Source organism: Rhizobium ruizarguesonis, from assembly GCF_017357285.1.
Taxonomy (GTDB): Bacteria; Pseudomonadota; Alphaproteobacteria; order Rhizobiales; family Rhizobiaceae; genus Rhizobium; species Rhizobium ruizarguesonis.
Genome location: NZ_CP071681.1, coordinates 517,476 through 528,810 on the forward strand (window position 1 = coordinate 517,476; position 11,335 = coordinate 528,810).

11 protein-coding genes are annotated in these 11,335 nt (G+C 60.4%); 9 read left to right on the forward strand and 2 right to left on the reverse strand.

All coding sequences use genetic code 11. The features are described from left to right. Positions 1-72 precede the first annotated feature (72 nt). On the reverse strand, positions 73-606 hold the full coding sequence (locus tag J3P73_RS33490) for an NUDIX hydrolase (protein WP_024320240.1): 534 nt from the start codon (positions 604-606) through the stop codon (positions 73-75). Between the two features lie 96 nt (positions 607-702). Here J3P73_RS33490 and J3P73_RS33495 point away from each other — a divergent pair, with 96 nt between their 5' ends. The 5 genes from J3P73_RS33495 (at position 703) to J3P73_RS33515 (ending at position 5,891) form a co-directional block, all read left to right on the forward strand. Next, entirely contained in the window at positions 703-1,347 is a 645-nt protein-coding gene (locus J3P73_RS33495; RefSeq protein ID WP_130680645.1) for a DUF47 domain-containing protein, read from the forward strand. Continuing rightward, positions 1,347-2,351: an inorganic phosphate transporter gene (locus J3P73_RS33500; RefSeq protein WP_075223737.1), complete on the forward strand. Its 1,005-nt coding sequence runs from the start codon at positions 1,347-1,349 to the stop codon at positions 2,349-2,351. Before J3P73_RS33495 ends, J3P73_RS33500 begins: the two co-directional genes overlap by 1 nt. 467 nt (positions 2,352-2,818) lie before the next feature. Then, positions 2,819-4,132 (forward strand): CmpA/NrtA family ABC transporter substrate-binding protein, encoded by a 1,314-nt coding sequence (locus J3P73_RS33505; protein ID WP_207580100.1) that lies wholly within the window; start codon positions 2,819-2,821, stop codon positions 4,130-4,132. A 56-nt stretch (positions 4,133-4,188) separates the two neighbouring features. Continuing rightward, a complete protein-coding gene (gene ntrB / locus J3P73_RS33510) occupies positions 4,189-5,082 on the forward strand; it encodes a nitrate ABC transporter permease (protein ID WP_018070743.1) in 894 nt (297 codons plus the stop codon). Between the two features lie 11 nt (positions 5,083-5,093). After that, the gene (locus J3P73_RS33515) at positions 5,094-5,891 is read left to right on the forward strand and encodes an ABC transporter ATP-binding protein (protein ID WP_017958153.1); all 798 of its coding nucleotides are present in this window, start codon (positions 5,094-5,096) and stop codon (positions 5,889-5,891) included. Between the two features lie 197 nt (positions 5,892-6,088). Here J3P73_RS33515 and J3P73_RS33520 read toward each other — a convergent pair whose 3' ends face one another. After that, positions 6,089-6,763 carry a GntR family transcriptional regulator gene (locus J3P73_RS33520; protein WP_018070742.1) on the reverse strand — a complete coding sequence of 225 codons (675 nt, stop codon included), beginning with the start codon at positions 6,761-6,763 and terminating at the stop codon, positions 6,089-6,091. 340 nt (positions 6,764-7,103) lie between these two features. Between J3P73_RS33520 and J3P73_RS33525 the strand changes: the two genes are divergently transcribed. From J3P73_RS33525 to J3P73_RS33540, 4 genes are read left to right on the forward strand one after another with little or no spacing between them, the layout of a single operon-like run. Beyond that, positions 7,104-8,231 carry a BMP family ABC transporter substrate-binding protein gene (locus J3P73_RS33525; protein WP_018070740.1) on the forward strand — a complete coding sequence of 376 codons (1,128 nt, stop codon included), beginning with the start codon at positions 7,104-7,106 and terminating at the stop codon, positions 8,229-8,231. A 20-nt stretch (positions 8,232-8,251) separates the two neighbouring features. Further along, positions 8,252-9,379: an ABC transporter permease gene (locus J3P73_RS33530; protein WP_024320247.1), complete on the forward strand. Its 1,128-nt coding sequence runs from the start codon at positions 8,252-8,254 to the stop codon at positions 9,377-9,379. Further along, positions 9,379-10,305 carry an ABC transporter permease gene (locus J3P73_RS33535; protein WP_130707053.1) on the forward strand — a complete coding sequence of 309 codons (927 nt, stop codon included), beginning with the start codon at positions 9,379-9,381 and terminating at the stop codon, positions 10,303-10,305. Before J3P73_RS33530 ends, J3P73_RS33535 begins: the two co-directional genes overlap by 1 nt. A gap of 12 nt (positions 10,306-10,317) precedes the next feature. Then, positions 10,318-11,334 (forward strand): formamidase, encoded by a 1,017-nt coding sequence (locus J3P73_RS33540; protein ID WP_130774257.1) that lies wholly within the window; start codon positions 10,318-10,320, stop codon positions 11,332-11,334. The last annotated feature ends 1 nt before the right edge of the window (position 11,335 follow it).

Here is an 11,335-nt window from a genome sequence, read left to right on the forward strand (position 1 = left end):
GATCAAACGCCGACTGCATAATTCCCTAAAAAGACGCGCGGCGCTGTAACGCGTCGGCGAAAAAGCCTGTGGTCAGCCGCGATCGCGTTTCTTGCGGCCGCGCGCCTCAAATTGGACGAGCAGCGACTTGAGTTCGATCTCGCGAACGCGTCTTGCCGCTTCATCCGGGCTGACCCATTCGAGAATACGCTGACCCCGCTCCTTGAAATCGCCGCTGATTTCCGTGACTTCAATCTGAAACATGTCGACGATACAGGGCGCCACATCGCCGTTGTCGAGTTCTTTCAGATAGGTATAGCGGCCGACCGGCCTCTTCTTCACCACCCCGCGCACGCCTGCCTCCTCCCAGGCCTCGATTGCTGCTGCTTCGAAAGGCTTTTTCCCTTTCATCGGCCATCCTTTCGGGATGACCCAGCGTGCGCTCTCGCGCGATGTGATCACCAGGATTTCGACCTCGGATCCGCCATTGCCGTGACGGAAGCAAAGTGCGCCGTATTGTTGACGGAATGCACCGGCGAACAGCATTTCAGGAACAGCAGCGAGCTGCCGCAGCAGTGGCTGGGACTTGTCCGGTCGAGGCTTCCTGCCTTTTTTGCTAGGCGTCATATTGACTGAGTTACCGAATTTGCTTGTTGCTTCAACTGCCTGAGCGTGTTTATGACACTTTTATGACAATCGGCCGCACGAGGAAGGTTCGCAGGCATGATGAGCATTTTTCGCAGGCTGATGCCACGGGAAGACAGATTCTTTGAAATGTTTTCCAAGCACTCGAAAACTGTCGTTGCCGCAGCGCACGCCCTCGATCAACTCTTGCAAGGCAATGACGTCCAGAAAAACTGCGAACGTATCGTCACATTGGAAGACGAGGCCGATGACGTCACGCGCGAGGTTCTTCTTGCCGTTCGGCGAAGCTTCATCACGCCTTTCGACCGCGGCGACATCAAGGATCTCATCCAGTCGATGGATGATGCGATCGACATGATGCATAAGACAGTCAAGACGATCCGCTTGTTCGAGCAATCGAGCTTCGATCCGCTTATGCAGCACATGGGCGGCGAAATCGTCAAGGCAGCAAACCTCATTGCGGAAGCGATACCGCTCCTCGACAGATTGGGAGCCAATGCGCAGCGTCTGGCAGCCATCGCGGAGGAAGTCACCCGAGTGGAGGGTCGTTCCGATGAACTCCACGACCAGGGCTTGAAGGATCTGTTTTTGCGTTATGGCCCCGGCGGCAACGCTATGGCCTACATGATCGGAAGCCAAATCTACGGAGAGTTGGAGAAAGTCGTCGACCGCTTCGAGGATGTCGCCAACGAAATCAGCGGCATTCTCATCGAGAACGTCTGATGGATGCTTCCCTCGCTTTCCCGCTGCTCGTCGGCCTGGTCGTCGTCGCCCTGTTCTTCGATTTTCTCAATGGTCTGCATGACGCGGCCAATTCGATCGCCACGATCGTCTCGACCCGCGTCCTGCGGCCACAGTATGCGGTCGCCTGGGCGGCGTTCTTCAATTTCATTGCATTCCTGTTCTTCGGTCTACATGTGGCCGAGACACTGGGGACCGGCATCATCGATCCTGCGATCGTTTCGCCTCAAGTGATCTTCGCCGCCCTCATGGGCGCGATCATTTGGAATATTCTTACCTGGATTTTGGGGATTCCATCCAGTTCGTCGCATGCGCTTGTCGGTGGGCTGGTGGGGGCCGGTCTGGCAAAGGTTGGCTTCAGCTCGATCGTCTGGAACGGCCTTCTAAAGACGGTCGGCGCTATTTTCCTTTCGCCAGCCATCGGCTTCCTGCTTGCCCTGGTGCTGGTGCTCGCCGTCTCCTGGCTATTCGTCCGGCAAACGCCGTTTGCGGTGGATCGGACATTTCGCATTATGCAGTTTGTGTCCGCTTCGCTCTATTCGCTTGGCCATGGCGGGAACGATGCGCAGAAGACGATGGGCATCATCGCGGTGCTCTTGTTCAGCCAGGGATATCTCGGCCCGACATTCTACGTGCCTTTCTGGGTGGTCATTTCCTGCCAGTCGGCAATGGCTCTCGGTACGCTCTTTGGCGGATGGCGGATCGTTCATACCATGGGGTCGAAGATCACGAGGCTCAACCCCATGCAAGGTTTCTGCGCAGAGACCGGCGGAGCCTTGACACTCTTCGGAGCGACGTGGCTCGGTATTCCCGTTTCGACGACGCATACCATCACCGGAGCAATCGTTGGAGTGGGCGCGGCTCGTCGTGTCTCCGCCGTGCGCTGGGGATTGGCCGGCAACATCGTGATAGCCTGGATCGTCACGATGCCGGCGGCTGCAGCAATATCGGCGGCGTTCTACGGCCTCGTATCTTTGCTGCAATGAAATGAGAGGATGGCGAGGCAATCGCCACGCATTGACCTTCCCCTCCTGAGCTTTCCCGGTGGCAATACCGACGAATGAGAGGGGTAGAATCCGCTCTGCGGTCTGGGTGATCGCGACTTCCATATTGCGTGCACTGCACAAATAGAGCGCTCGCATGGCTGCGATTACGCTAGCAATCGCACAAAACGGAAGCAGAAAATAATAAGCCTAAGAAATGGGCGCCAGTCAATTCTTCGCATTTCTCCTTTTGCTTCATGCCGTTACCATCTCCTCTCGAAATTGGCACGCTGCTTGCAGGTTCTGAGACGCATCGGTCAATGGCGACCGGCGCAGATAGGCGCGGCATAAGCGCCTACAATAGACACCGACGTCGCAAGGTTTTTGCTCCGGGATTCTCCCATCCCCTGGACGCAATTTCCGGCGGCGTTTTTTTGTGTCCAAATTCAGCCAGCAGAGGGAACCTGCGCATGACAAAGAATTTGCAGACTGGGATTTTTACAACCGGCATGACCCGCCGCGGCATGCTCAAGACGACTGCAGCGGCTGCCCTCATCGGCGCTGTCAAGACGGCCTTTCCGTCCGGCGCTTTCGCGGCCGGAGCAGGCCCTGAAGTGACAGGTGTCAAGCTCGGCTTTATCGCACTCACGGATTCCGCGCCGCTGATCATCGCCAAGGAAAAGGGCCTTTTCGACAAGCATGGCCTTCCGGAAACGGATGTGGCCAAACAGGCCTCCTGGGGTGCGACCCGCGACAATCTCGTGCTGGGCGGCGCGGCAAACGGCATCGACGGTGCGCATATCCTGTCGCCGCTCCCTTATCTCATGCATACCGGCAAGGTGACGCAGAACAATAAACCGGTGCCGATGGCGATCCTTGCCCGGCTCAACCTCGACAGCCAGGGTATTTCCGTCGCCAAGGAATATGCCGAAACCGGCGTGCAGCTCGATTCCTCGAAGCTGAAGGCCGCATTCGAGAAAAAGAAGGCGGAGGGCAAGGAGATCAAGGCCGCCATGACCTTCCCGGGCGGCACCCATGACCTCTGGATCCGTTACTGGCTCGCCGCCGGCGGCATTGATCCGAACAAGGACGTTTCGACCATCGTCGTGCCGCCGCCGCAGATGGTTGCCAACATGAAGGTCGGCAACATGGACGTCTTCTGTGTCGGCGAACCGTGGAATGAGCAGCTCGTCAACCAGGGCATCGGCTTTACCGCAGCCACCACCGGCGAGCTCTGGAAGGGTCATCCTGAAAAAGCGCTCGGACTGCGCGCCGACTGGATCGAAAAGAATCCCAATGCTGCCAAGGCCCTGCTGATGGCCGTCATGGAGGCTCAGCAATGGTGCGAAAGCATGGACAACAAGGCGGAGATGGCTGACATTCTCGGCAAGCGCCAATGGTTCAACGTTCCGACGAAGGACGTGCTCGGCCGCCTCAAGGGCGACATCAATTATGGCAACGGCCGCGAGGTCAAGGCCACCGACCTCTATATGAAATTTTGGAAGGACGGCGCCTCCTACCCGTTCAAGAGCCACGACACATGGTTCATGACGGAAAACATCCGTTGGGGAAATCTGCCGGCGAGCACCGACATCAAGGCGCTGGTCAACCAGGTGAACCGCGAAGACATCTGGCGCGAGGCCGCCAAGGATCTCGGCGTCGCGGCGGCCGATATCCCCGCATCGTCTTCTCGCGGCAAGGAGACTTTCTTCGACGGCAAGGTCTTCGACCCTGAAAATCCCTCGGCCTATCTCGACAGCCTTTCGATCAAGGCTGTCTCCTGACCCGCTCCGGCGCGCAACGGGCGCGCCGGCCTTTCATTCACGTGAGGAGCGCGTTGATGTTCGCCCTGGCAAATAAAGAAAATCCCTCCACGGCCGCCTCTGCCAAGCTGGCGGCAAAGGTTCTGCCATTTTCCGGCAAGCACGGATCGCGGATCGATTTTCGTCGAGCGGCACTGACCGCACTTCGCAACGTCGTTCCGCCACTCGTCGTACTGGCACTCATCCTGCTCGTCTGGCAGGTGCTCTGTTCGTCGGCGGATGCGTCTTTGCCCTCACCGCACCGGGTCTGGCAGGATAGCTATGACCTGATCGCCTATCCGTTTTTCAACTACGGTTCCCAGGATATCGGGCTCGGCTGGCGCGTGCTCGTTTCGCTGCAGCGCGTTCTCTATGGCTTTGGGCTTGCAGCGGTCACCGGCGTCGTCGTCGGTGCGATCATCGGCCAGTCGGTCTGGGCGATGCGTGGCCTCGATCCGATCTTCCAGGTGCTGCGTACGGTTCCGCCGCTCGCCTGGCTGCCGCTGTCGCTCGCAGCCTTCCAGGATTCCAACCCCTCGGCGATCTTCGTGATCTTCATCACGTCGATCTGGCCGGTGATCATCAACACCGCCGTCGGCGTCCGCAATATCCCGCAGGATTACCGCAATGTCGCCGAGGTGCTGCGGCTCAACCAGTTCGAGTTTTTCTGGAAGATCATGCTGCCTTCGGCAGCGCCTTACATCTTCACCGGCCTCAGGATCGGCGTCGGCCTCTCCTGGCTCGCCATCGTCGCGGCAGAAATGCTGACGGGCGGCGTCGGCATCGGCTTCTTCATCTGGGACGCATGGAACTCGTCGCGCCTTCCAGACATCATCGTCGCGCTCGCCTATATCGGCATCGTCGGCTTCGCCCTCGACAAGCTGGTGGCCGCACTCGGCAAACTCATCACCCGCGGCGCCATGGCCAACTGAGGAACGCACCTATGAACGCCTATCTGAAGCTTGATCATATCGACAAACATTTCGATCGGGGCGGCGTGCGCGCCGAGGTCCTGAAGGACATCAACCTGACGATTTCCGCAGGCGAATTCGTCTCGATCATCGGCCATTCGGGCTGCGGCAAGTCCACCCTGCTCAACCTCATCGCCGGCCTGACCCCGGTTTCGGCAGGCGCCGTGTTGCTTGAAAACCGTGAGGTCAACGGACCCGGTCCGGAGCGCGCCGTCGTCTTCCAGAACCACTCGCTGCTGCCCTGGCTGACGGTCTACGAGAACGTCAATCTCGCCGTCTCCAAACTCTTCAACCGAACGAAGACCAAGGCCGAGCGGCATGAGTGGGTGATGGCCAACCTCGATCTCGTGCAGATGGCGCATGCCAGGGATAAGCGGCCTTCGGAAATTTCAGGCGGCATGAAACAGCGCGTCGGCATCGCCCGCGCGCTTGCAATGGAGCCGAAGATCCTGCTGCTCGACGAACCCTTCGGCGCGCTCGATGCGCTGACCCGCGCTCATCTGCAGGACGCGGTGATGGAAATCCACGCCCGGCTTGGCAATACGATGGTGATGATCACTCATGACGTCGACGAAGCGGTGCTGCTGTCCGATCGCATCGTCATGATGACCAACGGCCCGGCGGCCCGCATCGGCGAAGTGCTCGACGTGACCATGCCCCGTCCCCGCCATCGCATCGAACTCGCCTCCGACCGGACATATCTCAAATGCCGTGAAGCCGTGCTGAAGTTCCTCTACGAACGCCACCGCTTCATCGAAGCGGCGGAGTAGAGGCCGGGACATAACTTCGGCGTTTGCCGGCCGTGGTTTTCTCGCCTTCGTAGCGGGGCCCAGAGCATGTCGCGCAAAAGTGTGCGGTGGTTTTGCGACAACGACATGCGTAAAAACAAGGACCTAAAGCGCGAGGAGCGAATCTGAAAGATCGCGACGCGCTTTAGCGGCGCCTGATTTCGGGCGTCGCGCCCTCTTTACTCCCCGGGCGTTGCAAATACCGCGCTGGCATCGCTGACAATTTCCACATGGGAATATGCCGCCTGCCCCGCAGCGGTGGCGTCCGCGCGCATGATCGCGGTGACGATCCGGCCGTGCTCCTCGTAGGATTTTGCCAGACGCCCGGGCAGGCGGAACTGCGCCCGCCGAAAGGGCGCGAGCCGCGCCCGTGTCTGCATCACCATCTCGAAGACGTGATCATTATGCGCGCCACGATAAAGCCGGGTGTGGAATTCGGTGTTGTGAGCCGAATATTCTTCTTCCGCGCCGGCATGCACGAGCCTCATCGATCCCCGATGCTCCAGCTCCAGCGCGCGCCGCTCGTCGACCGTCATACGCTCGGCCGAGAGCCTGGCGCAGATCGCTTCGAGTTCCGCCATCGCTTCGAACATCGAATGCAGATAGGCTTCGGTGACATTGGTAACGACGGCACTGCGGTTTGGCTCGCGCGCGACCAATCCCATGGCGCCCAGCTCACGCAGAGCTTCGCGCACCGGCGTGCGCGAAACGTCGAAACGAACCGCGAGCGATACCTCGTCCAACTTCGCGCCCGGCAGCATTTCACCTGTGACGATCATGTCGGCAATCGCCCGCACCATCTGTTCGACGGTGGTTCCGCTGCGGATCACTTCTCTGCGTCTGGTTTGCTTCACGATACGAATCTGCTCACCTCAACACTCTGCATACAGATGACGTTCGAGACTCGATAAGTCAAATCGGACGGCGAAGATATTGTTAAATTTTCGCATTCTGATGCAGGAGATACCTCGGGTAACTCGACTTTGTGCCAGCTACGCAGTCACAATGAACAAGAAATATCTATTGATTACTTTTTGCGCAAGAATTCGATCAATCTGTATGCACTTTGCAATGTGCAAGTCTTTCTGGAATGGATAAACTATAAAAAACAACAGATTAATTTCTGGCACATACATTGCATGCACTTTTCCGTACCCGTTCACAACCGGCCCAGCGCCGCAAGGAGCATTTCCGATGACCAAACTCCTTTCCATGAACCGCCGCAATTTCCTCCAGGCTTCCGCTGCCGGTGCGCTTGCCGGCGCCATGCCGGGCCTGATCGCCTCCTCCGCCGCAGCCCAAACCGCGCTGACCGTCGGCTTCATCTATGTCGGCCCCAAGGACGACTATGGCTACAACCAGGCGCATGCCGAAGGTGCGGCCGCCATCAAGGCGATGCCGGGTGTGACGCTGGTCGAAGAAGAGAACGTGCCGGAGACCGTCGACGTCCAGAAGACCATGGAATCCATGATCAACCTGGATGGCGCGACCCTGCTCTTTCCGACCTCCTTCGGCTACTTCGACCCCCACATGCTGGCCGTGGCCGCCAAACATCCCGACATCCAGTTCCGCCACTGCGGCGGCCTCTGGCAGGAAGGCAAGAACCCGGCCAACACGGGCTCCTATTTCGGCTATATCTTCCAGGGCCAGTATCTGAACGGCATTGCCGCCGGCCATGCGACGAAGAGCAAGAAGATCGGCTTCGTTGCCGCAAAGCCGATCCCGCAGGTTCTGCAGAATATCAACGCCTTCCTGCTTGGCGCGCGCACAGTCGATCCCGGTATCACCTGCCAGGTGATCTTCACCGGCGAATGGTCGCTCGCCGTCAAGGAGGCCGAAGCCACCAATGCGCTGGTCGACCAGGGCGCCGACGTCATCACCTGCCACGTCGACAGCCCCAAAGTGGTCGTCGAGACGGCTGCCGGCCGCGGCGCCTTCGTCTGCGGCTATCATGCCAATCAGAGCCCGCTTGCTCCCGAAAAGTACCTCACCGGCGCCGAATGGGCCTGGGGCAACGTCTACAGCGACTTCGTCAAGAAGGCGCAGGCCGGCGAAAAGCTCGGCAACTTCGTACGTGGCGGCCTGAAGGACGGCTTCGTGAAGATGAGCGCGCTCGGTCCCGGTGTGTCCGCGGAGGGCCGCAAGGCCTTCGAAGCCACGCAGGCCGACATGATGAAGGGCGGCTTCTCGGTCTTCAAGGGACCGTTGAAGGACAACAAGGGCGACACCGTCGTGGCTGCCGACAAGAGCTACGCCGAAGACGCGATCGAGCTCGAAAGCATGAATTATCTGGTCGAGGGCGTCGTCGGGTCCACGGCGTAAACCGCGAAGGGAGAAGCGCCATGACCATCGAGGCCAATGATCCTGCAATAGCCATCGTCGAAAAACCGGCTTCCCTGCGCCCCGTCCTCGAATGGATCGCGCGGCGGGCCGAGCCTGTTGTCATCGGCCTCGCGGCCATCCTGATCGGTCTTGCGCTCTTCTCCCTCTTCATCCTGGCGGTCGGCAAGTCGCCGGCCACCCTCTTCCAACTGATGTATACCGGCGGCTTCGGCAGCTGGTTTTCGGTGCAGAACAGCTTAAGTCGTGCCGCACCCCTTCTCCTGACGGCACTCTGCGTCGCCCTGCCCGCCCGTCTCGGCCTCGTCATCATCGGCGGGGAAGGAGCGGTCGTGCTGGGCGGCGTTGCCGCCGCGGCCATGGGTCTGCCGCTCGCCGGCACCGCGCCTGTCTTCCTCACCCTCATTCTGATGGCGATCGCTGCCATGGTGGTCGGCGGCATCTGGATCGGCCTTGCCGGTTTCCTGCGCCACTATCGCGGCGTCAATGAAACCATCTCGTCGCTGCTGCTCTCCTATATCGCCATTGCCCTGATGAACCAGTTCGTCGAAGGGCTGCTGCGCGATCCGGCAAGTCTCAACAAGCCGTCAACCAGGCCGCTGCCGGCGGAATACATGCTCGGCAATATTCCCGGCATGGACGTGCATTGGGGCCTCGTCATCGGCATCCTCGCCTGCATGATCTCCTGGATCGTGATCGAGGCGACGAGCTATGGTTTTGCCGCCCGCATCGCCGGCGGCAACGTGCGCGCCGCGCAGATCCAGGGACTGCCGGTCGGCAGGCTGATTGCCGGATTTACCGCGCTTGCCGGCAGCTTTGCCGGTCTGGCGGGCATGATCGAAGTGGCAGCGGTGCAGGGAAGTGCCAACGCCTCGCTTGCCGCGGGCTACGGTTATACCGGTATCCTCGTCGCCTTCCTCGCCAGGCACAATCCGCTGGCGATCATTCCGGTCGCGATCCTGCTCGGTGGCATCGACGCCTCGGGCGGCCTCATCCAGCGGCGCATGGGCCTGCCGGATGCGACCGTTCTGGTGCTGCAGGGGACGCTCTTCATCGTCATTCTCTTCTGCGAGACCTTCTACGGCCGCTTCAAGATCTTCAATCCCGACCTCTGGAAAAGGAGCCTCTGATGGAAGAGACAGGCATCGGCATCTGGGGCGTGCCGCTGGCGATCTTCGCCGGCGCCATCCGCGTTTCCACCCCCTTCATCTTCGTCAGCCTCGGCGAGACGATCACCGAACGCTCCGGCCGCATCAATCTCGGCCTCGAAGGCACGCTCGTCTTCGGCGCCATGACGGCCTATGCGGTGGCCGTCATGACTAACTCCCCGACCCTCGGCGTGCTGGCCGCAATGGTGGCGGGCGCGATTTTCGGCCTCATCCACGGCTGGATCTGCAAATTCCCCAAGGTCAACGACATCGCCATCGGCATCGCCATGATGCAGTTCGGTCTCGGCATGGCGTTCTTCCTCGGCAAATCCTTCATCCAGCCGGTTGCCCCGAAACTGCCCTCGATCCCGCTCGGCGGCTGGTCGAGCACTCCGCAGATCCAGGCGGCGCTCAATATCAACGTGCTGTTCTTCATCGGCGCAGCCCTTGCCCTCTTCCTGTTCTGGGCCTTCAAGAATACGAGGATCGGTCTGATCCTGCGCGTTGTCGGCGACAGCACCGACGCGGCCCGGGCCATGGGCATTCACCCGGACCGGGTTCGCCTGCTGGCGACGGCCGCCGGCGGCTCGTTGGCGGCAATCGGCGGTGCCTATCTCTCGCTCTACTATCCGGGTTCCTGGAACGAAGGCATTTCGTCGGGCCAGGGCCTGATGGCCGTGGCCCTCGTCATTTTCGCCCGCTGGAACCCGATCGGCTGCTTCCTCGCTGCCCTGCTTTTCGGCGGTGCCGGCGCGCTCGGCCCGGCGCTGCAATCGGTCGGTGTCACACAAGGCTACTACCTCTTTTATGCCGCGCCTTACGTGCTCACCCTCGTCATCCTGATCGCCACCTCCTCGCCCACCCGCTCGCTCGCCGGTGCGCCGGGCGCGCTGTCGCTCACGAAATAACGGAGCATTCCGATGAACGGACTTGGCGGTCTCAACAAATCCGAACACGGCGTCGGTATCGGCCTGGTGCAGCTCCAGCTGCCGGTGACCGTCACCAAAGCGGACTTGGCAAAACAGACGCAAGTGATCGTCGAGCTGGTGGCCAAAGCGCGGCGCAACCAGCCGGGCATGGACCTCGTCGTCTTTCCCGAATATGCGCTGCATGGCCTTTCCATGGACATCAATCCGGAGATCATGTGCACGCTCGACGGGCCGGAGGTCGCGGCCTTCAGTCAGGCCTGCAGGGACAATCGGATCTGGGGCTGCTTCTCGATCATGGAGCTGAACCCTGGCGGCATGCCCTATAATTCCGGCATCGTCATCGACGATCAGGGCGAGTTGAAGCTCTATTACCGCAAGATGCATCCCTGGATCCCCGTCGAGCCCTGGGAGCCCGGCGATCTCGGCATCCCTGTTGTCGAAGGCCCGCGGGGCGCCAAACTCGCGCTGATCATCTGCCATGACGGCATGTTCCCGGAGATGGCGCGTGAATGCGCCTATAAGGGCGCCGAAATCATGATCCGCACGGCGGGTTATACGGCGCCGATCCGCGATGCCTGGCGCTTCACCAACCAGGCCAATGCCTTCTGCAACCTGATGGTTACCGCGAATGTCTGCATGTGCGGCTCGGACGGCACGTTCGATTCCATGGGTGAAGGCATGATCTGCAATTTCGATGGCACGATCATCGCCCACGGCACCTCCGGCCGCGTCAACGAGATCATCACCGCCGAGGTGCGTCCTGACCTGGTGCGGGAGGCCCGGCTCGGCTGGGGCGTGGAGAACAATATCTACCAGTTTGGCCATCGCGGCTATGTCGCCGTTGCCGGCGGCGCCCAGGATGCACCCTACACCTACATGCACAACCTCGTCGCCGGCAAATACCGCCTGCCATGGGAAGACGAGATAAAGGTCAAGGACGGCACGTCCTGCGGATTTGACAAGCCGATGCGCCGTTACGGCGAACCCCTCAAACCTGCCGCGGAATAGG